Here is a 20589-nt window from a genome sequence, read left to right on the forward strand (position 1 = left end):
CGCGCGCCGCGCTCAAGGCACAATGTGGCCCTGCTCCTCGGGGGGGGAGGGGTTGCGCGAGGTCTCCACGCGCACCCGGCAGGCTCTCGCTGACAGTCCTTTTCACACACTGCCCGTACCGGGTGGATTCGGGTGCCATGTGCCCTTGGCCGCTGCGGCCACTTTCAGAGAGTCCTGCATGCAACTCATCTTCTCGGCCGGATTGATCCTGGCCATCGTCCTGTGGGGCGTGATCGCACCCGCGTCGCTGTCGTCGGTGTTCGACAGCGCGCTGGCCTTCATCACGCGCGACTTTGGCTGGTTCTACCTCTGGGTGGTGCTGGGCCTGGTCATCCTGGCCCTGGTGCTGGCCTTCAGCCGTTATGGTGACCTCAAGCTCGGCTCCGAAGACGACGAGCCCGAGTTCTCCATCGCCACCTGGTTCTCCATGCTGTTTGCCGCCGGCATGGGCATCGGCCTGGTGTTCTGGGGCGTGGCCGAACCGCTCTCGCACTACGGCGCACCACCGCCCGGCGTGCCCCCGCTCACGCCCGAAGCCGCCAACGCGGCCATGCGCTACAGCTTCTTCCACTGGGGCCTGCACCCCTGGGCGGTGTACAGCATCGTGGCGCTGACCATCGCCTTCTTCCAGTTCCGCAGGGGCGGCGCCGCGCTGGTCAGCACCGCGGTGGAGGCCTTGCCCTGGGGGCCGATCAACCGGCTCGGCCCGCTGGTCAATGTGCTGGCGGTGATCGCCACCGCGTTCGGCGTGGCCGCCTCGCTGGGCATGGGCGCGCTGCAGATCAACAGCGGCCTGCACACGCTGCTGGGCTTGCCCATCGGCAAAGTCTCGCAGGTCAGCATCATCGTGATCACCACCATCCTGTTCCTGGGCTCGGCGGTGAGCGGCGTCACGCGTGGCATCAAGTGGTTGTCCAACATCAATGTGGTGCTGGCCGGGCTGCTCGCGCTGGCCGTCTTCGTGCTCGGCCCCACCGTGGCCATCATCGACACCCTCACCTCCACCCTGGGCAGCTACGCCAGCGAGTTCGTGCGCATGAGCCTGCGCATGACGCCGTTCCGCGACAGCACCTGGGTCGGCGGCTGGACCATCTTCTACTGGGCCTGGTGGGTCAGCTGGGCGCCGTTCGTGGGCCTGTTCATCGCGCGCGTCTCGCGCGGCCGCACGGTGCGCGAGTTCGTGCTCGGCACCGTGCTTGCACCCAGCCTGGCGGCCTTCGTCTGGTTCTCGGTGTTCGGCGGCACGGCGCTGACGATGCAGATCATGCAGGGCGTGCCCATCGCCGAAGCGGTGCAGGCCGACGTCTCCACGGCGCTGTTCGTGATGCTCAACCAGCTGCCGCTGGGCATGCTGATGTCGGGCGTGGCCACCATCCTGGTGATGCTGTTCTTCGTCACCTCGGGCGATTCGGCCACGCTGGTGCTGGGCACCATGAGCACCGGCGGCAGCGGCGACCCGAGCGCGCGTGTGAAGATCGCGTGGGGCGTGCTGATCTCGGGCATTGCCATCAGCCTGCTGCTGGCCGGTGGCCTGAAGGCGGTGCAGACCGCCACCATCGTGTTCGCGCTGCCGTTTGCGGTGGTCATCGTGCTGATGGCCATCGCGCTCTGGCGCGGCGTGCGCGACGACTGGGAAGAAGAGCAGCGGCGCGAGCGCGCACTGCGCCGCCGCATGCGCGAAGTGTTGAAATGAAGCCCCTCCCTGTGCCGTTGACATGGCCTCCCTGAAAAAGATCTCGTTCCTGTTGACTTGTTTATGAGTTTTGAATTGCTGGGCGTGTTCGGTAAAGGCTTCCTGTTTGCGTTTGCCGCGCTGCTGCCCATCCTCAATCCCGCGGCCACCGCGCCGATCTTTCTCGGCCTGACCGAGGGTGCGTCGCCGCGCACACGGGCCATGCTGGCGCGCAAGATCGCGCGCAACATGTTCGCGCTGATGTTGGGCAGCATGGTGGTGGGGTCGCACGTGCTGGCCTTCTTTGGCATCTCGTTGCCCATCGTGCGCGTGGGGGGCGGCCTGATCCTGGCGGCAACGGCGTGGCGACTGCTCACGGCCACGCAGTCCACCACCGACAGCCGGGCCGAGCTGGCCGATGCCTTCACACCCGAGATGGCGCGCCGCCAGGCCTTCTACCCACTGACCTTTCCCATCAGTTGCGGGCCGGGCTCGATTGCCGCAGCCATCACCGTGGGGGTGTCACTGAGCCACGACCGCGTGAGCCTGGCCTTGGCTGCCATTGGCGGTGGTGTGCTCGCGCTGGGGGCGTTGGGCCTGCTGCTGTACCTGGCGTTCCGCTACGCCGAGCACCTGCTGCGTCCGCTGGGCGAGGCGGGCGCCATCATCTTCCTGCGGCTCTCGGCCTTCATCCTGCTCTGCCTGGGTGTGCAGATCGTCTGGGACGGTGTGAGCGAATTGCTGCGCGGCCTGCTGGTGGTGGTGCCGGCGGCGGGGTAGGGCCGGCCGCTACCGCCCGGTGAGGGCGGTTTCGGTGGCCGGAAAACGCTGCACTTCGCCCGTGTGCAGCTTCGCCATGGCCGTGTGGAACAACGGGTGCGCCAGCCACCCGGCCAGCCAGGCCTGCACCGCCGGCAGGGGCTGGGCCGCGAACCAGGCGGGGTCGAGCGCCGCGAACTGGCGCACGAAGGGAAAGACCGCGAGGTCCGTGGCGCAGGGCGTGTTGCCGCCGAGCTGGGCTGCGGCTTGAAGACGGATATCGAGCGGCCGCAGCAAGGTGTCCACCGCCTGGGCACGGTGCAGGGCGGGGGCGCTGCCCTCGAAGCGTTCGGGGTACTTGGTGCGGTCCAGGTGGTGCTTGAAGGGGCCGTCGCACAGCGCCAGCAGCGCGAGGTTGTCGTCGGTTTGCGAGCGTGGCCACCCACCCTCAGGGTCTTGCGCCGACAGGGCCCAGCGCATGATGTCCAGGCTTTGCTCCAGCACCGAGCCATCCGGCAACACCAGCACCGGCACCGTGCCCTTGGGCGAGAGCGCCAGCATCGCGGCGGGCTTGTCGCGCAGGCTGATCTCGTGCGCGTCGAACGCCACGCCCGCCACCAGCAGCGCCATGCGCGCCCGCATGGCATACGGGCAGCGCCGGTAGCTGTAGAGCAGCGGCAGCGCGGGTGGCGCCATCAGCCCCGCAGCACGTCGCGGATCGACGGGTCCTTGTCGAACTGGGCTTTCGCGAACGGGCACAAGGCGATCACCTTCGTGTTGGTCGAACGCACCCAGGCCACCAGTGCGTCGAGCAGCTGCCGGCCCACGCCCTGGCCCTTCAGGCTCTCGTCGACGTGGGTGTGGTCGATGATGATCAGCGTGGGGTTGGTGCGGCTGTAGGTCATCTCCGCGATGCGCTGGCTGCCTTGCTGGACAAAGAAGGCGCCGGTGGCGTCCTGTTCCTGGTGCTGGATGGTGTGTTGTGCCATGGCTTCGGGTCTCGGGTGGGGATGGAAAAGGGGCGGGCTCAGGCCAGCACGTCGCGGATGGATGCGTCGCGCTGGAACTGCAGCTTCACATAGGAGCAGACCGGCACCACCTTGTTGCCACTCTCGCGCGCCCAGGCCACCAGCGCGTCCTGCAGGTGCTGCGCGATGCCTTGGCCGCGCAGGCTCGGGTCCACAAAGGTGTGGTCAACCACCACCAGCGTGGGGTTGGTGCGGCTGTAGGTCATCTCGCCGAGGCGTTTGCCATCGCGGAAGATCTGGAAGGCGCCGCGCGCGCCGCTTTCCTGGTGTTCGATGGTGGTCGGGTTCATGGCGTGAAGGCTCCGGTGGTGGCTTGTGCCGACCGCGTCAGGCTACCACCTCGGGCAATCACCCCGGGTGAGGTGGGTCGGCAGACGGCGTGCGCCGCGGCCTATTCCTGCAACACCGAAGCCAGGTCGAAGCTGCTGCGCTGGCCGAGGTCTTGCCGGTGCGCCTGCATCCAGCGTTCGGCGGCGTCGCGGCCGAGTTCGTGCAGGCGCGACAGAAACCCCCATTGCGTATTGGTCTTGCTGCCGGCCCCCAGGTCGGCCAGCGAGGAGCCGCCGTCGATGAGGTGCACGCGCAGCCGCTGCACGCGCTGGAACAGGTCGGGGCTGCCGGCGAGCGGCCGGTCGCCGATCAGTGCCTTCATCTGCGCCAGCGTGCGCATCTCCTTGATCAGGCTGGCGTTGAAGGTCACCTCGTTGATGCGTTCCAGGATGTCGCGTGCACTGGTCGGCACGCTCAGGCGTTCGGTGGGGTTGATCTGCACCAGCAGCAGGTCGTCCGCCTGGCTTTCCCTCACCAGCGGCAGCAGCGACGGGTTGCCGGCGTAGCCACCGTCCCAGTAGGCCTCGCCGTCGATCTCCACCGCCTGGAACACCAGCGGCAGGCAGGCCGAGGCCAGCACCATGTCGGCGGTGAGTTCGTGTTGTCCGAACACGCGCAGCGCGCCGGTGCGCACCTGGGTGGCGGCGATGAACAGCTGCGTCTTGTGGCACCGGCAGACGCGGTCGAAGTCCACCGTTTCCACCAGGATGTCGCGCAGCGGGTTGAGGTTGAGCGGGTTGAGCTGGTAGGGCGAGATCTGGTGGCTGAACGCGTCGGCGGCCTGCTGCAGCGGGTCGGTCCAGGGCTTGATCCAGGGCGCGAGCCAGTCGTTGGCCGGGCCCATCAGCACACCCAGCGGGCTGGTCTGCAGGCGGTGGAACGGCGAGAGCTCGGCCACGCGGGTCCAGAACTGGCGCAATACACGCTGCGCGCCTTCGCGCCCGCCGTCCATCAGGCCGGCGGCCAGGGCCACGGCGTTCATCGCGCCGGCGCTGGTGCCGCTGATGGCGCTGATCTCCAGCGTCTCGTCTTCCAGCAGGCGGTCCAGCACGCCCCAGGTGAAGGCGCCGTGTGAGCCGCCGCCTTGCAGGGCCAGGTCCACCGGGTGTTTGCCGGGGCGGCCCCGCCGTGGGGCTGGCGTGATGGGCGTGGAGGGGGCGGTGCGGCGGGCTGGACGGGGCATGCGGTGGTTCTCTGGTGGCGTGTGGCGCATTGCACCATGGGAGGCGGGCTTTGTGCACCGTCTGGGACAATCGCGTTTTGTTAGGTTTCCCCGCATGTCCACCGCCACCCCCGCGCTTTCTTCCCCCGACGCCACCCCTTCCGACAGTGCCCACCCGCCCGTGTCCGGCCCGTTGGCGCGCGAGGCGCTGGCGCTGGCCGCGTTCGACCACGTGGTGGCCCACGCCAGCGGTTACCGCGCGCGGCCGGGCCAGCGCGAGATGGCGGCCCACATCGCGCACACGCTCTCGGGCGTGAGCCTGGGCGACGGCGCGGTGGCGAGCGACGCGCCCCTGCCCGCGCGTGGCATCGCGGTGGTGCAGGCCGGCACCGGCGTGGGCAAGTCGGCCGCGTATGCGTCCACCGTGATCCCGCTGGCGCTGGCGCAGCAGAAGCGCGTCATCATCAGCACCGCCACCGTGGCCTTGCAGGAGCAGCTGATCGCCAAAGACCTGCCGGCGCTCGCCACCACGCTGCCGCAACCTTTTAGCTACGCACTCGCCAAAGGGCGCGGGCGTTATGTCTGCCGCCTGAAGCTCGACCAGCTCAGCGGCGGTGATGCGGCGAGTGCCGACTTGTTCGAGAGCGACGACACGGCCGGTGCCGCCGACGCCAGCGCGGCCGGCATCGCGGCCCAGGCCGTGGCCTCGGCCGCCGCCGCCGCGCGCTGGCAGGAGCGCGCCGTGCAGTACACCGCCTGGGCCGAGGCGCTGGACAGCGGCAGCTGGGACGGCGACCGCGACCGCCTCGACGACCCGCCCGAAGGCGCACTCTGGGCCCCGGTGGCGGCCGAGCGCCACACCTGCACCGCGCGCCACTGCCCGAGCTACAACAGCTGCAGCTACTACCAGGCGCGCGCGCGGCTGGCGCAGGCGCAGGTGATCGTGGTCAACCACGACCTGCTGCTGTCCACCCTGGGCCTGCACGCGCTGCCGGCACCGCAAGACTGTTATCTGGTGTTCGACGAAGCCCACCACCTCGGCTCGGTGGCGCAAGGCCAGTTCACCGCCTCGATGGACCTGATGCGCGGCCACTGGCTCGACAAGCTGCCACGCGCGGTGGACGAGGTGGCGACGGCGCTGGAGCACACACCCACCATCGACGTGGCCGCCTTCACCAAGGAACTCAAGAGCGCACAGAACGAACTCGCGCGGCTGGCCATGCAGCGCATCGGCAGCCTGCCCGGCTGGCTGGACATGACCGGGCGCAACGGCAATGCCGCCGCCCGCGCGCGCACGGGTGCAGGGTTTGACACGGCCGGGGCGCCGGTGGTGGACCGCTTCGAGGGCGGTGCGCTGCCGGCCGAATGGCACGAGGTGGTGGCCAAACTGCACGCCAACGCCAGCAGCCTGCTCAAGGTGTTCGAGGCGCTGGCCACGCAGCTCAAGGCCAACGCGCGCGACAACCCGGGCGACGCTGCGCGCTGCGCCAAGCTGTACAGCCGCCTCGGTGTGCTGGCGCCGCGCCTGCAGAGCGCGCAGGAAACCGCCACCTACTGGATGCAGGAGGCCGGCGACGGCCAGCCGCCGCTGGCCAAGTGGCTGGAGGCCGGCATCAGCCATGGCCTGGTCACGCTCACCGCACACGCCTGCCCGCTGCAGCCCGGCAGCCTGCTGCGCAACCACCTCTGGAACCAGGTGCGGGCGGCGGTCGTCACCTCGGCCTCGCTCACCACCTGCGGCACGTTTGACCACTTCCTGCACGAGTCCGGCCTGGCCTGGGACGGCGCGGTGGCCGCGCGCGAAGTGCAGAGCCCGTTCGACCACGCGCGCCAGGGCCGCCTGGTGGTGGTGCAGACGCAGGCCGACCCGAAAGACGTGGACGGCTACACGCGCGAAATGCTCGCGCTGCTGATGGCCGACCTGCGCGAGGTGCAACGCGGCGCGCTGGTGCTGTTCACCTCGCGCGCGCAGATGCGCCAGGCGCAGAACCTGCTGGAGCGCGGCGAACACGGTGCGCTGCGCGAACGCGTGCTGGTGCAGGGCGAGGCCTCGCGCACCGTGCTGCTGCGCCGCCATGCCGAGCGCGTGGCCGAAGGCCAGCCCTCGGTGCTGTTCGGCCTGCAGTCCTTTGGCGAAGGGCTCGACCTGCCGGGTGAACTCTGCGAATGGGTGTTCATCACCAAGCTGCCCTTTGCCTCACCGAGCGACCCGGTGGGCCAGGCGCGGGCCGACTGGTTGAAGAGCCAGGGGCGTGACCCGTTCAGCGAACTGGTGGTGCCGGCGACCGGCGCGCGCCTGCTGCAATGGACCGGCCGCGCGCTGCGCACCGAGAGCGACGAAGCGGTGGTCGTTTGTTACGATGGCCGGCTGTTGCGCCAGTCCTATGGGCGGCGCATGCTCAAAGGCCTGCCACCGTACCGGCTGCAGCGCCGCGTCGACGGCGTGGTGGCCGACGCCTGAGTCCCCACGCCCCGACCCTCCAACAAGAAAGCGCCAGCCCCATGATCTTCTCCGTGCTCAAGACCCTCCACGTGCTAGCCGTTGTCCTGTGGGTCGGCGGCATGGCCTTTGCCCACCTGTTCCTGCGCCCCTCGGTGCAGACGCTGGAAGCGCCGGTGCGCCTGCGCCTGCTGCACACGGTGATGAAGCGTTTCTTCAGCACCGTGCTGTGGGCCACGCTGGTGGTGCTGGCCACGGGCCTGTGGATGATCGGCCGCGTGGCCAAGGAAACCGTGCAGGCCGGCCTGGCCTTCAACATGCCGCTGGACTGGACCATCATGGCCTCGCTGGGCATCCTGATGATCGCCATCTTCGGCCACATCCGCTTCGCGCTGTTCAAGCGCTTCACGCGCGCGGTGGACGCCAGCGACTGGACCGCCGCCGGCACCGCCATGGCGTCCATCCGCCAGTGGGTGCTGGTCAACCTGTGCCTCGGCGTGTTCATCATCGCCATCACGCTGCTGATGGGCTGAAACCGGTGAAGCGGCCCGCCATGTTCGCCATGACTGCTGGGCCCGCCACCGCGCAGCCTCCCGGCGGGGCCCGCGGTGGCGGCCCGCTCGGCGACGCCGGGCCCGTTCACACCGCCTGAGTCCGCACCGCGAGGTCCAGCGCCTGCCCACCATGTCTTTCTTTCGACGAGGCCTCTGGATGATCGCGCTGCTCACCGCCCTGCTGCAAGGCTGCGCACTGCCGCCGCTGGAGGGGCGCAGCGAATCCACCGCCGTGCCGGCCGCCGAAACCGCGGACACGCCGCTGGGCCGCGTGCTGGCGCCGCAGGGCACGGCCCATCCGGGCGAGACCGGCATCCTGCCGCTGCCCGACGCGCTGGACTCGTTTGCCGCGCGCGTGCTGCTGGTGCGCGCCGCCCAGCGCACGCTGGATGTGCAGTACTACATCTGGCGCGACGACATCACCGGCAACCTGCTGCTGGACGCGCTGCGCGAAGCGGCCGCGCGCGGCGTGCGTGTGCGCCTGCTGCTGGACGACAACGGCGTGGCCATGGACGCCAAGCTGCTCGCGCTGGACCGCCTGCCCGGCGTGGAGGTGCGGCTGTTCAACCCGTTCTCGATCCGCCAGCCCAAGGCGCTGGGTTTCATCACGCACTTCGACCGCGCCAACCGGCGCATGCACAACAAGGCGCTCATCGCCGACAGCCAGGCCGCCATCATGGGCGGGCGCAACGTGGGCGACGAGTACTTCGGCGCCACCGACGGCGTGCTGTTCGCCGACCTCGACGTGCTGGCCTCGGGCGCGGTGCTGCCCGAGCTGGCGGCCGACTTCGACCGCTACTGGGCCAGCGGCTCGTCGTACCCGATCGACCGCATCGTGCGCGCCGACACGGCATCCAGTGCCGAGCCGGCACAGAACCCCGCGCAGGACCCACGCGCCGCCCTGTACCTGCAGGCCTTGCGCGAGTCGCGCTTCATCCCCGATCTGCTGGCCGGTGCCCACATGCCGCAGTGGGCGAAGGTGCAGATGGTCAGCGACGACCCGGCCAAGGGCCTGGGCCAGGCCGAACCCCAACACCTGCTGACGCACCAGCTGGCCGAGGTGCTGGAGCAGCCGCCGCAGCGCACGCTCGACCTGGTGTCGCCGTACTTCGTGCCCACCGACGCCGGTGTGGCGGTGTTCAGCCGCCTGGCCGCGCGCGGCGTGCGCGTGCGCATCCTGACCAACGCGCTCGAAGCCACCGACGTGACGGCGGTGCACTCCGGTTATGCGCGGCACCGCAAGGCGCTGCTGCGCGCCGGCGTGCAGCTGTTCGAGATGCGGCACCGCGCCTCGGGGCCCACCGCCTCCGCGGCCCGCAAAGGCGGTGGCTGGGGGCTGTTCGGCAGCGGCAGCGGAGGCAGCAGCGGTGCCGGTGGGTCCGGTGGGTCCGGCGGCGGTGCTGGTGTGTTCGGCAGTTCGGGCTCCAGCCTGCACGCCAAGACCTTTGCCATCGACGGCTCGCAGGTCTTCGTCGGTTCGATGAACTTCGATCCACGTTCGGCGCGCCTCAACACCGAGCTCGGCTTCATCATCGCCAGCCCGGTGCTGGCGCAGGCCGCGCACGACGCCTTCGACAAGACCATCCCGGGCATTGCCTACTCGGTGCAGCTCGATCCGCAGGGCGACCTGGTCTGGGTCGAGCGGCTGGAGAGCGGCGGCGAGCTGCGCCAGACGAGCGAACCCGGCGCCACGCTCGCCATGCGCGCCTGGGTCGGCCTGCTGTCGATGCTGCCGATCGAGTGGCTGCTGTAGCCCCGCGCGCTGCCGCCGCCCGCGGTCGAGCGAGAATGCGGGGCATGAGCAACTTGAACAACCCGCCTTCGCACACGGCCTGGCTCGGTGCGCAGGGCACCATGGGATGGCGCGTGCGCCGGCCGTCCCGGAGGGCCGTCTGATGGGTGCCACGGTGCAGTGGCGCTGCCTGGTGGTGGAGGACGACGCCGACAACGCGCGTTACATTGCCAACGGCTTCCGGGCGCTGGGCCATGTGGTGGTGATCTGTCGCGACGGCCTGGACGCGCTGTCGCGCGCCAGCCAGGAACGCTGGGACCTGATCATCCTCGACCGCATGTTGCCCAACGACGTCGACGGCCTGACCATCCTCACCACCTTGCGCGGCCTGGGCAAAAAAACGCCCGTGCTGGTGCTCAGCGCGCTGAGCGCGCTCGACGAGCGGGTGCGCGGGCTCAAGGCCGGTGGCGACGACTACCTGAGCAAGCCCTTCGCCTTCTCCGAGCTGGCGGCCCGCGCCGAGGCGCTGGTGCGGCGTGCGCGCACCGGCCCCGACATCCGCACGCTGCAGGTGGCCGACCTCCGGCTCGACCTCACCACCCGCCAGGTGGAGCGGGGCGGGCGGCCGGTGGCGCTGCAGCCGCGCGAGTTCCGCCTGCTGGCGTACCTGATGAGCCACCCGGGCCAGGTGATCACGCGCACCATGTTGCTCGAAGCCGTGTGGGACTACCAGTTCGACCCGCAGACCAACGTGATCGACGTGCAGGTCAGCCGCCTGCGCAGCAAGCTCGACGCCGGCGGCGCGCCCTCGCTGATCCACACCGTGCGCGGCATCGGTTACCGCATCGCGGCGGCCGGTGAAGAGCCGCCTCCATGACGCCCCGCCTGCGCCTGCTCTGGCGCTCGGTCGGCTTTCGCCTCGCCTTCAACTACGCGGTGCTGGTGTCCATCACCATGCTGGCCGCGCTGGCCGTGGTCTACCTGCAGACTGTGGGCGTGCTGCACCAGCGCATGACGCGCCAGGTGGCGCTGACCGCGAAACAGCTGGTGGGCCATGCGCAGGAGGAGGGCACGGCCTCGGTTGCCGCGGTGATCACGCGTGCGCTCGCCGACGGGCGCGAGTCCGACAGCGAGGTGTACCTGCTGATGGACTCGCAGGGCGTCAAGCTGGCGGGCAACCTCGACAAGGTGCCGCGCGCCGATGACAGCGGCGGCACGGCGCAGCGCCAGGTGGTGCGGGGCGGCCGCCGCGCCGAGGCCTACCTGCTCACCAACTCGCTGCCCGACGGCAGCGTGTTGATGGTCGGGCAGGACCTGCGCGACCAGGCCATGATCGAATCGCTGGTGGCGCGCGCCAGCGCCGCGGCCGGCATCGTGGCAGTGCTGCTGCTGATCGGCGGCACCTTCGTCTTCCGGCTCGAACTCGAACGCAACGTGGGCGCGGTGCGCCGCACCGCCACCCGCATCGCCAGCGGCGGCGGGCTGCGCGAGCGGGTGCCGGAGTCGGGCGAGGACGACGAATTCGCGTTGCTCACGCGCGAGATCAACGCCATGCTCGACCGCATCGAGTCGTTGATGGACGGCGTGCGCCATGTCTCCAACACCATTGCGCACAACCTGCGCACGCCGCTCACGCGCATCCTGGTGCGGCTGCGCAATGCCGAACACCAGCACACCGACCCGGCGCAGCGGCAGCAGGCCATCACCGCCAGCATCCGCGAGCTGGAAGAGCTGACGCTGGTGTTCGAGAAACTGCTGCAGATCGCCGAGACCGAGGCCGGCGCGCGGCGCAGCAGCTTCACGCGGGTGGCGCTGGATGTGATCGTGGCCGACGTGCTGGAGCTGTACGACGCCGTCGCCGAAGCGCAGGGCGTGCAGCTGCTGCAGGAACCCGACAACAGCGTGACCGTGGCCGGCGACCGCGACCTGCTGGCCGGCGCCATCGCCAACCTGCTGGACAACGCTCTCAAGTACGCCGGCCCGGGGGCGGTGGTGCGGGTGGGCGTGGAAGAAACGGCCGAGTGCGTGCGGCTCATCGTGCAGGACAACGGGCCCGGCGTGCCGGCCCACGAGCTGTCGCGCCTGGGCACGCGCTTTCACCGACTGAACCGCGACGACCTGCCCGGCCATGGCCTGGGGCTGGCCAGCGTGCAGGCCGTGGCCGCCCTGCACGGCGCCCGCCTGCGTTTCGAAGACGCCGCGCCGGGCCTGCGCGCCTCCATCGAACTGCCCTACGCGGACCGCTGAGCGGCCCCGCGCCAGAAACATTGCCAAACGGCAATGTTTTGGTCATGCACGCACGCGCCGGCTGTTCTTAACATCGCCGGCGCACGCACCGTGCCTTCGCCGAACTGTCTGTCCGGTGATGAACGCAGTTTCAGGAGACAACGTGAAAATCAAAAGCCAGAGAGACTTTGTGTCGGGCGTGCTGTTCAGCGCCTTCGGCGCGGCCTTTGCCTGGGGTGCCACCACCTACAACGTCGGCACCGGCGCCCGCATGGGCCCGGGTTACTTCCCGCTGATGGTCGGCGTGCTGATCGTCATCATGGGCTTGGCCATCACCTTCAAGTCGCTCACCGTCGATACCGAAGACGGCGAGCCCATCGGCCGCATCGCCTGGCGCCCGCTGATCTTCATCATCGGCGCCAACCTGGTCTTCGGCGTGTTGCTGGCGGGCATTCGCCCCTGGGGCCTGCCGGCCATGGGCCTGATCGTGGCGATCTACGCGCTGACCTTCATCGCCAGCCTCGCCGGTGACCAGTTCAAGTTCAAGGAAGTGTTCGTGCTCGCCACCGTGCTCGCCATCGGCAGCTACGTCGCGTTTGAGCTCGCGCTCAAGCTGAACTTCCCGATCTGGCCTTCCTTCATCGGCTGACCGACACACACAAGAAGAACAAAACATGGATCTGATCACCAACCTCTCGATCGGTTTCGGCGTCGCCTTCACGATGCAGAACCTGTTGTACGCGCTGCTGGGCTGTCTGCTCGGCACGCTCATCGGTGTGCTGCCCGGCATTGGCCCGGTCGCCACCATCGCCATGCTGCTGCCCGCCACCTACGGCCTGCCCCCTGTGGCGGCGCTGATCATGCTGGCCGGCATCTACTACGGTGCCCAGTACGGTGGCTCGACCACCGCCATTCTGGTCAACCTGCCAGGGGAAGCGTCCTCGGTGGTGACGGTGATCGACGGCTACCAGATGGCGCGAAAGGGGCGGGCCGGGCCCGCGCTGGCCGCAGCCGGCCTGGGCTCGTTCTTCGCCGGTTGCGTGGGTACGCTGATCCTGGCCGCCTTCGCACCGCCGCTGACCGAGATCGCGCTGAGCTTCGGCCCGGCCGAGTACTTCTCGCTGATGGTGCTGGGCTTGCTGGGCGCGGTGGTGCTGGCCTCGGGCTCGCTGCTCAAGGCCGTGGCCATGATCCTGCTCGGCCTGGCCTTCGGCCTGGTGGGCACCGACGTGAACTCGGGTGTGGCGCGCTACAGCTTCGACATTCCGGAACTCACCGACGGCATCAGCTTCATCGCGATCGCCATGGGCGTGTTCGGTTACGGCGAAATCATTGCCAACCTGGCCACGCCGTCGGACCAGCGTGAGGTGTTCACCGCCAAGGTCAAGGGCCTGATGCCGACCAAGGAAGACTTCAAGCGCATGACGCCCGCCGTGCTGCGCGGCACCGCACTGGGCTCGGTGCTCGGCATCCTGCCGGGTGGCGGCGCGCTGATGTCGGCCTTCGCCTCGTACACGCTGGAGAAGAAGATCAAGCTCAAGGCCGGCGAAGTGCCGTTCGGCCAGGGCAACATCCGCGGTGTGGCAGGCCCCGAGTCGGCCAACAACGCCGGTGCACAGACCTCCTTCATCCCGCTGCTGACGCTGGGCATTCCGCCCAACGCGGTGATGGCGCTGATGGTGGGTGCGATGACCATCCACAACATCCAGCCCGGCCCGCAGGTGATGACCGCGAACCCGGAACTGTTCTGGGGCCTGATCGCCTCCATGTGGATCGGCAACCTGATGCTGATCGTGCTCAACCTGCCGATGATCGGCCTGTGGATCAAGCTGCTGACCATTCCCTACAAGTGGCTGTTCCCCGCCATCGTGCTGTTCTGCGCGGTCGGCGTGTACTCGGAGAACAACAACACCTTCGAGATCTGGATGGTCGCCATCTTCGGTGTCATCGGTTACCTGTTCCACAAGCTCAAGTGCGAGCCGGCACCGCTGCTGCTGGGCCTGATCCTGGGCCCGATGATGGAAGAGTACCTGCGCCGTGCGCTGCTGATCTCGCGTGGCGACTGGAGCGTGCTGGTCACGCGGCCGCTGTCGGCCAGCCTGCTGGCCATCGCCTTCGTGCTGCTGCTGGTGGTGCTGCTGCCGTCGGTGAAGGCCAAGCGCGAAGAAGCCTTCGTCGAAGACTGAACCCGGGGCAGGGGGTGTGCCGGCCCGATGGGCCGGCGCCCCTCTCGCCCTATCCCCGCGCGGACAGATCTTCCGTGGTGACCGGCACGGCCTCCTGCAGGCCGCGCAGCCGGCGCCACAGCCAGGGCAGCGCGGTGCCCAGGTCGGGGCTGAAGGCCTCCCGCGTCGGGGCATGCCCGCCGCTGGCGCGGGCCGCGTCGCTGCCGAGGTTGAAGCGGAAGGTGTAGGCCGGCTCCTGCCCCATGCGCAGGTCGGTGACGAACAGCTCACCGTCCACGCTGGAGGCGCTGTAGAACCCATGTGTGAAATCCGCCATGCGCGCCAGGTAGGGCTCGTCGCGGTGCGCGGCCATCAGCTCGGCGCCGCGCTCATACACCCGCCACTGGATCTGCGGGCTGCGGTCCATCAACGAGTAATAGCCCTCGCGGTACTCGGTGGGCGTGGTGGCCACCAGCCGCCAGAGCACGGTGGTGAACGGCGCGGGCGTGACCAGCAGGCCATCGGTCACGATGCCGTCGTTCTGCAACGAGGTGCGCGCAAGCTGCGTCACGTGCTGCTGCGCCGCCACACTCCAGCCCAGGTAGAGCGTGCTGAGCACCAGGCCGGCGGCATTCCAGGCCAGGCCGCGCGTGGACCGCAGGCGCAGCGCCGCGACCACACCGACGATCAGCGGCACGGTGTAGGCCGGGTCGATGATGAAGACGCTGCCGATGCCGAAGGGATACGCACTGAGGGGCTGCAGCAGCTGCGTGCCGTAGACCGTCATGGTGTCGAGCAGCGGGTGCGTGATCAGCACCAGCCACAGCGCCAGCCACCAGCGCCTGAACAGCGCGGCCTCGCCGTGCAGGCGCGAGACCAGCCAGGCCAGCGCGGGCGCCGCCAGCGTGAGCACGATGAGCGAATGGCTCTCGGCGCGGTGGCGCGTCATGTTGAGGATGGCGTTGCCGTGGTCGATGAAGGCGTCGAGGTCGGGCAGGGTGCCACCGATGGCGCCCCACAACGCGGCTTTCCACACGGCGGTGCGCCGGCCCATCACGGCCACGCCAACGGCCGAACCAAGGGCGATCTGGGTCAATGAATCCATGCGGCGAGCTTAGGCCCAGTTCACACGATTCACCAAGATGCCTTGGCATCCGAAAACCATGCGCAAGGCGGCGGCTCAGGTGACGACCACGATGGGAAAGCGGGCCCGCAGGCCATCGCCCACCGGCGTGAACGGCACCGTGACGGCGGCGCGCGCGTCCGCATTCAGGCGCCGCCAGAGGCCGTCGCGTTCGTTGCCCGGGTCACCCTCCACATAGAGCTGGGTGGTCAGCAGCTCCCGGCGGTCCAGCCGCACCTTGACGTGGATGTGCGGCGTGCGGCCGGTGTAGGGCACCGGCTTGAGGGTGCGGAAACGGTAAGCGCCGTCGCGCCCCAGCGTGACGCGGCCAAACCCCTGGAACGCCGGGTCGGCGCGGTCGCCGTCGCCCGGGTGGTGGTAACGGCCCTGGTGATCGCACTGCCAGATTTCCACCACCGCGCCGGCCACCGGCACACCGGCCAGGTCGGTCACCGAGCCCTCCACCCAGCTGGCCTGGCCCTTGTCGTAGACCACCTGGCCGTTGCGCAGCAGGTCGGCGTCGCTGTCGGCCGGCAGGCTCACCGGGTAGAACGGGCCCTCGGTCTGGCTCGGGGTGGGCAGCAAGGCGCGGGACTGCGCCAGCGCCGGCGTGAGCCAGCCCGGGGCGGCCACGGCAGCGGCACTGGCGATGAGGATGCGGCGGCGGGGCAGGGCGGGCATGGCTTCTCCTGGCGACAACAACCGGGTTGGAAGCGTATCCGGGGCGCGAGTTCCTGGTCCAGAAACACCGCGGAACTGGCTTTGCCAGGCCGCAGGTGTTGCCCCCTGGGGGGTGACGCCGCAGGCGGCGTGGGGGGAGCTACTTCGAACTCATCCAGGCCAGCAACGAAGAACGCATGGCCTCCTCCACCGACATGTTGATCGGCGTGGTCCAGCTGCGCGGCACGAACACGGTGTAGCCGCCGATCATGTAGCCCATGGGCAGGTAGACCGCCACGTGGTCGAGCTCGGCCAGCCCGGGCGGCAGGCCCGCCATGCTCTGGCGCGTCACCAGGCCGACGATGGCGAGGTCGTTGTCCGGCATCTTCAGCACCACCACCTGTTGCTGCGACGCCTTTTCCTTGGGCGAGAAGTAGTCGGCAAAACTCTTGAGCGAGGAGTAGATGCTCCGCACCACCGGCAGGTTGTTGAACGGCAGTTCGAACCACGACAACATGCGCGCCGCCGCCGGCTGGGACACCAGGAAACCCAGCCCGAAGATCGAGGCCGCACCGATCACGATGCCCAGGCCGGGCAGGTAAAAATCCCCGATCAGCGGGCGGATCGCCCACATGGCGATCGACTCCAGCCAGGCGATGAACAGGTAGAGCACATAGACCGTGAGCGCCACCGGCAGGAAGGTGATCAGGCCGCGAAAGAAGTACTGGTAGATCGGTTTCATGGGGGGCTTTCGGGCGCTCGGGTGTGGTCGGCGTGCGCAGACACGCGGGAGCATAGCAGCCGGCTTCGTGATGGCCTATGACCTTCCCGGCAGGTGCCCAGGCTTGCAAACGCCGACAATGCACCCACGTGTAGAACGTTTTCCCCGCAGGGGGCACATGCCTGGCGCGTGCGCCAGTTCCGGAACTCCACAGGGCTCAACGGCTCTTTCTTCCATGAACGGACTCTTCGATTTCTTTGGCCGCGTGCTGCGCGGCCTGCTCAAGCTGGTGCTGGCCGTGGCCGCCCTGGTGTTCGTGTTCAGCCTGCTGCTGGCCACGCTGGTGGTGGTGGTGGGCGTCTCGCTCTGGGCTCTGGTCACCGGGCGCAAGCCCACGCCGGCGGTGGTATTCAGCCGCTTCCGCCAGACCTCGCAGCGTTACACCCAGGGCGTGTGGCCGGGTGGCGCGGCCGGTGGCGCCGGTGGCATGCGCCGCCAGCCCATGGGCGATGTGGTCGACGTGCAGGCCACCGAAGTGCCTGACACGCCCGACGCACAGGGCGCTGACGCAGCCCCGCGCTCCGGCCCCGACCGCATGGCGCGTGTGATGCGTTGAGGCGCTAGATCAGGGCTTGCTGCGCGACAGGCGGCGCAGTTCGTCGGCCACCACCTGCTTGAGCAGTGTGGTCAAGGCCAGCGCGATGCGCGAGCGCGGCCCGCTGCGCAGGTACACCGCGGAAAACTCCATGGAGATGGTGGGCTTGAACGGCCGAATCACCAGGTTCTCGGCCTGCGGGCCGACCAGGGCCACCGGGTCGGTGATGGCGATGCCCACGCCGTGGTGCACGTGGCTGATCACCGAAGACGAATGCAGCGTCTCCACACGGATGTTGGGCCGCACGCCCGCTTGAAGAATGGCCAGGTTCAGCTGCATGCGCAGGCGGCTGTTGGGGCCCAGGGCGACGAAGTCCTGGTCGTGCAGGTCTTTCACCGCAATCTGCCGCTTGCGGGCCAGTGGGTGGTCCTTGGGCATGATGCACACGGCGTGCGTGGTGGGGAAGGGGTCGTGGTCGATGTCGCCGGCCTCGACCGGTGGCGACCCATACGCGATGTCCAACTGGCCGTGGCGCAGCATGGACAGGAGGTTGACCGAACTGTCCGGGTGGATCGAGACCACGACCTCGGGAAATTCCTTGAGCAGCGCGCTGATGGCCGCCGGCAGGCAATAGGCCGACAGGTTCGGCATGGCCCCGATGTGCAGATAGCCCGCTGTGGACAGGCGGATCGCGCGTGCGGCTTCCCGGATGCGGTCGGTGCCCGCGAAGTGGCGCTCGATTTCGCGGTACAGCTGGTGTGCCTGTTCGGTCGCGACGATGTGAATGCCCTTGCGCTGGAACAGCTCGAGCTGGAGTTCACTTTCCAGGTCGTGGATCAACCGCGACACCGCCGGCTGCGAGATGGCCATCGAGTGGCCGGCGCCGGTCATGCTGCCGGTCAGCATGACCGCGCGAAACGCTTCAAGCTGCCGGAAGTTCAAGGGCCGGGGCACGGTAACTCGCTTGTCAAGTCAATGAGGGCTCCGATGATAGGCCGTCGGCGTGGCCCGCCCCGGCCGCCATGCGCCTACGCGGATTCGTTGACGGCGTTGCTGGAAGGCGCGAGCCGGGCGATCCGCGCCTTCCAGCTGTGGGGTGGGTGCAGAGCCAACACGTTCAACGGCGTCCTGCGATGAACCCGGTGCGGCTCAGTCGAGCTTGACGCCCATGTCGCGGATCAAGCTGGTGAAGCGCTTCTCTTCTGCCGCCAGCAAGGTGCCCAGCTCTTCCGGCGTGCTGCCCACCACCTGTGCACCGGCATCTTCCAGCCGCTTCTTGATCGCCGGCGTGTTCAGTGCCGCCACGATCTCCTTGTTGAGCTGGCGAACCCGGGCCTGTGGCGTTCCCGCGGGCGCCAGGACGGCACCCCACGACTCGGCGCTAAAGCCCGGGTAGCCGGCTTCGGCCACCGTCGGCACGTTCGGGTACTGGGGCAGGCGCAGGGCCCCGGCTGCCAGCAGCTTGAGTCGGCCGCCCGCGATGTGCGGCTGCACCGCGCCCAGGGTGTCGAAGACGATGTGCGTGCGTCCCGCCATCAGGTCCGGGTGTGCCGCCGCACTGCCCTTGTAGGGCACGTGGCTCATCTTCAGCCCGGCCATGTCGGCAAACCATTGGCCATAGATGTGCACGTTGCTGCCCAGTCCCGGAGACGCAAACGTGAGCTCGTTCGGGTGCTGCTTGGCATACGCCACGAGTTCGGGAACGTCCTTGACGGGCAGCGTGGGTGCCGCCACCAACACAATGGCCGTGCGGGTGACCAGGCTCACCGGGGTGAAGTCCTTGACCGGGTCGTACGGCAAGCTCGGCATGAGTGCCTTGCCAAACGCATGCGAACTCACCACCAGCGCGATGGTGTTGCCATCGGGTGCGGCCTTGGCGACATGGGCTGCGCCGATGGAACCGTTGGCTCCCGGCCTGTTCTCGACCACCACGCTCTGGTTCAGCCGGCTGCTCAGCGGCTCTGCGATCAGGCGGGCCGTGATGTCGGCCAGGCCACCGGCCGCGTAAGGCACCACGATGCGCAGGGGGCCGCTGGGCGCCGTCTGGGCCTGTGCCACGCCTGCCGTCAAGGTCAGCATGGCGAGGCTGGCGGAGAGGGTCTTGAAAACCTTGTGCAGTCGCATAAAAAACTCCTTCGATACAAAAAGAAGAATGGGATCAGCGGTCGATGCGGCCATGAGAGAGGCCCCGGTCCAGCGGCGCGATGTTCACGCGAACCATGTCTCGCAGCAGCTGCACCATCGACATCGAGCTCTCGCCCTCGGTGCCGTCGACGATGAAGCGGGTGGTGCAATAACGCATCTCCCATCCCCCGGCGTTCAGGCAGGCGCGGATCACGTCGGCGGCGATGGCCGGGGTGTGCAACGCGTTCACATCGCGGCGCAGAAACGCCAGCATGGCGCTCAGGCCATAGGCACCCCAGTTGGACACCGAGGCCGGCATGAAGATGTCGGTCGCCACCGTCGTCGGCACACCGACCCCGCCTTCGTACTGGCAGCGCTGGCCATAGGGGTGGAAGGTCTTCATGAAATCGAAGATGCGGCCAAAGCCGATTTCATTGCCGTTGTCGCCAATGCCGATGGACAGCACTTTGCGCCGTGCCGCTTCGGCAAACAGCGGCGCGAGGTCGACGCATTCCTTGGGGCGCACGCCGGTGGAGTAGTGCAGGAAGCCTTGTTCGTTGGGGCCCAGGCGCTCGATCGCGACGATGGCAGTGGGCTGGTAACGGTCGAACAGCTCGGCGGCCCAGTCCTGCACTTCGCCCTGCTTGAGTGGCGACTCCGCGAGCGCAGCGCCCATGCGACGGTCGCGCGCCAGTTCGTAGGGGCGCACCATGATGCCCGCAGCCTGGCTGCTCGCAACCACTGGTGGCGCGTGGCACGGCTCGCAGACATAGACGGGCACGGCCTGCAGTCCCCAGAACAGGGTGTAGGCCAGCGCAGCGGCGCCGGGTGGGCCGTCGCTCTCGCCATTGGGTGCTTCCGGTGCATAGCCTGCTCCGGTGACGATCAGCACGCGGTCGCCGGGCTGCACCGCTGCCGACAGCGCCTCTGCCGCGCGGGCCACGATGGGCCGCCCGCCGCCTTCGCGCCGGGCTTCGTCGTAGATGCCCCGGATGATGTTGTGGTTCATCGCGCGGTTGCGCATTTCGACGGTGGTCAGTCGATCGATGTTCTCGCCAATGATGTCGGGCATATGAGCTCTGAAAGGGAGTGGAGGGACGTGAGCGCGGATTCTTGCGTCACACCGCCGCAGACACCTAATCGAATGTTTGGCGGAATTCAGAACCAAATGTTATGGATGGCCGGCGAAGACCCGCACCGGGGCCGCTGGTGCATGCCGCAGCCCCCATCTGCAGCATGGGATTGGTGACCGACACCCGCGCGTTGGCGCAATGCATCGCCGCCCGTGCCAAGGCCGA

At 68.8% G+C, this 20589-nt stretch carries 20 protein-coding genes; 10 read left to right on the forward strand and 10 right to left on the reverse strand.

Annotated elements, in window-relative coordinates:
• The first annotated feature begins 178 nt into the window (after positions 1–178).
• Together HPA01S_RS10785 and HPA01S_RS10790 are read left to right on the forward strand one after the other, a co-directional pair.
• On the forward strand, positions 179–1693 hold the full coding sequence (locus tag HPA01S_RS10785) for a BCCT family transporter (protein WP_084360608.1): 1515 nt from the start codon (positions 179–181) through the stop codon (positions 1691–1693).
• Positions 1694–1756: 63 nt separating this feature from the next.
• Complete coding sequence (locus HPA01S_RS10790; RefSeq protein ID WP_066269759.1) at positions 1757–2452, forward strand: MarC family protein; 696 nt, start codon at positions 1757–1759, stop codon at positions 2450–2452.
• Positions 2453–2461: 9 nt separating this feature from the next.
• On the opposite strand, the gene HPA01S_RS10795 is transcribed toward HPA01S_RS10790, so the two are convergent.
• The 4 genes from HPA01S_RS10795 to HPA01S_RS10810 all read right to left on the reverse strand — a co-directional run bounded on the left by HPA01S_RS10795 (position 2462) and on the right by HPA01S_RS10810 (position 4972).
• Positions 2462–3127 carry a glutathione S-transferase gene (locus HPA01S_RS10795; RefSeq protein ID WP_066269761.1) on the reverse strand — a complete coding sequence of 222 codons (666 nt, stop codon included), beginning with the start codon at positions 3125–3127 and terminating at the stop codon, positions 2462–2464.
• Entirely contained in the window at positions 3127–3555 is a 429-nt protein-coding gene (locus tag HPA01S_RS10800) for a GNAT family N-acetyltransferase (protein WP_370670989.1), read from the reverse strand. Before HPA01S_RS10800 ends, HPA01S_RS10795 begins: the two co-directional genes overlap by 1 nt.
• Positions 3459–3749, reverse strand: a complete 291-nt coding sequence (locus HPA01S_RS10805; protein WP_066269766.1) for a GNAT family N-acetyltransferase — start codon at positions 3747–3749, stop codon at positions 3459–3461. Before HPA01S_RS10805 ends, HPA01S_RS10800 begins: the two co-directional genes overlap by 97 nt.
• Positions 3750–3850: 101 nt before the next feature.
• On the reverse strand, positions 3851–4972 hold the full coding sequence (locus tag HPA01S_RS10810) for a patatin-like phospholipase family protein (protein WP_084360616.1): 1122 nt from the start codon (positions 4970–4972) through the stop codon (positions 3851–3853).
• A 94-nt stretch (positions 4973–5066) separates the two neighbouring features.
• On the opposite strand from HPA01S_RS10810, the gene dinG reads away from it, so the two are divergent.
• The 7 genes from dinG (at position 5067) to HPA01S_RS10845 (ending at position 14089) form a co-directional block, all read left to right on the forward strand.
• Positions 5067–7412, forward strand: a complete 2346-nt coding sequence (gene dinG / locus HPA01S_RS10815) for an ATP-dependent DNA helicase DinG (protein WP_245638620.1) — start codon at positions 5067–5069, stop codon at positions 7410–7412.
• Between the two features lie 41 nt (positions 7413–7453).
• Entirely contained in the window at positions 7454–7924 is a 471-nt protein-coding gene (locus tag HPA01S_RS10820) for a CopD family protein (RefSeq protein WP_066269774.1), read from the forward strand.
• A gap of 151 nt (positions 7925–8075) precedes the next feature.
• On the forward strand, positions 8076–9698 hold the full coding sequence (locus tag HPA01S_RS10825; protein ID WP_157084967.1) for a phospholipase D family protein: 1623 nt from the start codon (positions 8076–8078) through the stop codon (positions 9696–9698).
• A gap of 142 nt (positions 9699–9840) precedes the next feature.
• On the forward strand, positions 9841–10554 hold the full coding sequence (locus HPA01S_RS10830; protein ID WP_157084968.1) for a response regulator transcription factor: 714 nt from the start codon (positions 9841–9843) through the stop codon (positions 10552–10554).
• Entirely contained in the window at positions 10551–11924 is a 1374-nt protein-coding gene (locus tag HPA01S_RS10835; RefSeq protein WP_066269780.1) for a sensor histidine kinase, read from the forward strand. The genes HPA01S_RS10830 and HPA01S_RS10835 overlap by 4 nt, the downstream gene beginning before the upstream one ends.
• 142 nt (positions 11925–12066) lie before the next feature.
• The gene (locus HPA01S_RS10840) at positions 12067–12552 is read left to right on the forward strand and encodes a tripartite tricarboxylate transporter TctB family protein (protein WP_066269781.1); all 486 of its coding nucleotides are present in this window, start codon (positions 12067–12069) and stop codon (positions 12550–12552) included.
• Positions 12553–12577: 25 nt separating this feature from the next.
• Positions 12578–14089 (forward strand): tripartite tricarboxylate transporter permease, encoded by a 1512-nt coding sequence (locus HPA01S_RS10845; RefSeq protein ID WP_066269782.1) that lies wholly within the window; start codon positions 12578–12580, stop codon positions 14087–14089.
• A 49-nt stretch (positions 14090–14138) separates the two neighbouring features.
• On the opposite strand, the gene HPA01S_RS10850 is transcribed toward HPA01S_RS10845, so the two are convergent.
• From HPA01S_RS10850 to HPA01S_RS10860, 3 genes are all read right to left on the reverse strand, one after another.
• Entirely contained in the window at positions 14139–15173 is a 1035-nt protein-coding gene (locus tag HPA01S_RS10850) for a metal-dependent hydrolase (protein ID WP_066269784.1), read from the reverse strand.
• 75 nt (positions 15174–15248) lie between these two features.
• Positions 15249–15872 carry a dioxygenase family protein gene (locus tag HPA01S_RS10855; RefSeq protein ID WP_084360609.1) on the reverse strand — a complete coding sequence of 208 codons (624 nt, stop codon included), beginning with the start codon at positions 15870–15872 and terminating at the stop codon, positions 15249–15251.
• Between the two features lie 139 nt (positions 15873–16011).
• Positions 16012–16593, reverse strand: a complete 582-nt coding sequence (locus tag HPA01S_RS10860; protein ID WP_066269786.1) for a DUF502 domain-containing protein — start codon at positions 16591–16593, stop codon at positions 16012–16014.
• A gap of 214 nt (positions 16594–16807) precedes the next feature.
• Between HPA01S_RS10860 and HPA01S_RS10865 the strand changes: the two genes are divergently transcribed.
• Positions 16808–17188 (forward strand): hypothetical protein, encoded by a 381-nt coding sequence (locus HPA01S_RS10865; protein ID WP_174525293.1) that lies wholly within the window; start codon positions 16808–16810, stop codon positions 17186–17188.
• Between the two features lie 9 nt (positions 17189–17197).
• Here the strand turns inward: HPA01S_RS10865 and HPA01S_RS10870 are convergent, their stop codons facing one another.
• The 3 genes from HPA01S_RS10870 to HPA01S_RS10880 form a co-directional block, all read right to left on the reverse strand.
• Positions 17198–18121 (reverse strand): LysR family transcriptional regulator, encoded by a 924-nt coding sequence (locus HPA01S_RS10870; RefSeq protein WP_281193002.1) that lies wholly within the window; start codon positions 18119–18121, stop codon positions 17198–17200.
• 195 nt (positions 18122–18316) lie between these two features.
• The gene (locus HPA01S_RS10875; protein ID WP_066269790.1) at positions 18317–19291 is read right to left on the reverse strand and encodes a Bug family tripartite tricarboxylate transporter substrate binding protein; all 975 of its coding nucleotides are present in this window, start codon (positions 19289–19291) and stop codon (positions 18317–18319) included.
• Positions 19292–19325: 34 nt separating this feature from the next.
• Positions 19326–20363 (reverse strand): glutamate cyclase domain-containing protein, encoded by a 1038-nt coding sequence (locus tag HPA01S_RS10880; protein WP_066269794.1) that lies wholly within the window; start codon positions 20361–20363, stop codon positions 19326–19328.
• Positions 20364–20589: the final 226 nt, after the last annotated feature.

This window comes from Hydrogenophaga palleronii NBRC 102513 (genome assembly GCF_001571225.1).
Taxonomy (GTDB): Bacteria; Pseudomonadota; Gammaproteobacteria; order Burkholderiales; family Burkholderiaceae_C; genus Hydrogenophaga; species Hydrogenophaga palleronii.

Excerpts from the sequence above, each read along its gene's own strand:
- HPA01S_RS10795 (WP_066269761.1), bottom strand. The coding sequence starts at position 3,127 with ATGGCGCCACCCGCGCTGCCGCTGCTCTACAGCTACCGGCGCTGCCCG.
- HPA01S_RS10845 (WP_066269782.1), top strand. The coding sequence starts at position 12,578 with ATGGATCTGATCACCAACCTCTCGATCGGTTTCGGCGTCGCCTTCACG.
- HPA01S_RS10875 (WP_066269790.1), bottom strand. The coding sequence starts at position 19,291 with ATGCGACTGCACAAGGTTTTCAAGACCCTCTCCGCCAGCCTCGCCATG.
- HPA01S_RS10850 (WP_066269784.1), bottom strand. The coding sequence starts at position 15,173 with ATGGATTCATTGACCCAGATCGCCCTTGGTTCGGCCGTTGGCGTGGCC.
- HPA01S_RS10805 (WP_066269766.1), bottom strand. The coding sequence starts at position 3,749 with ATGAACCCGACCACCATCGAACACCAGGAAAGCGGCGCGCGCGGCGCC.
- HPA01S_RS10785 (WP_084360608.1), top strand. The coding sequence starts at position 179 with ATGCAACTCATCTTCTCGGCCGGATTGATCCTGGCCATCGTCCTGTGG.
- HPA01S_RS10880 (WP_066269794.1), bottom strand. The coding sequence starts at position 20,363 with ATGCCCGACATCATTGGCGAGAACATCGATCGACTGACCACCGTCGAA.
- HPA01S_RS10810 (WP_084360616.1), bottom strand. The coding sequence starts at position 4,972 with ATGCCCCGTCCAGCCCGCCGCACCGCCCCCTCCACGCCCATCACGCCA.
- HPA01S_RS10830 (WP_157084968.1), top strand. The coding sequence starts at position 9,841 with ATGGGTGCCACGGTGCAGTGGCGCTGCCTGGTGGTGGAGGACGACGCC.
- HPA01S_RS10790 (WP_066269759.1), top strand. The coding sequence starts at position 1,757 with ATGAGTTTTGAATTGCTGGGCGTGTTCGGTAAAGGCTTCCTGTTTGCG.
- HPA01S_RS10855 (WP_084360609.1), bottom strand. The coding sequence starts at position 15,872 with ATGCCCGCCCTGCCCCGCCGCCGCATCCTCATCGCCAGTGCCGCTGCC.
- HPA01S_RS10865 (WP_174525293.1), top strand. The coding sequence starts at position 16,808 with ATGAACGGACTCTTCGATTTCTTTGGCCGCGTGCTGCGCGGCCTGCTC.
- HPA01S_RS10820 (WP_066269774.1), top strand. The coding sequence starts at position 7,454 with ATGATCTTCTCCGTGCTCAAGACCCTCCACGTGCTAGCCGTTGTCCTG.
- dinG (WP_245638620.1), top strand. The coding sequence starts at position 5,067 with ATGTCCACCGCCACCCCCGCGCTTTCTTCCCCCGACGCCACCCCTTCC.
- HPA01S_RS10860 (WP_066269786.1), bottom strand. The coding sequence starts at position 16,593 with ATGAAACCGATCTACCAGTACTTCTTTCGCGGCCTGATCACCTTCCTG.
- HPA01S_RS10825 (WP_157084967.1), top strand. The coding sequence starts at position 8,076 with ATGTCTTTCTTTCGACGAGGCCTCTGGATGATCGCGCTGCTCACCGCC.
- HPA01S_RS10835 (WP_066269780.1), top strand. The coding sequence starts at position 10,551 with ATGACGCCCCGCCTGCGCCTGCTCTGGCGCTCGGTCGGCTTTCGCCTC.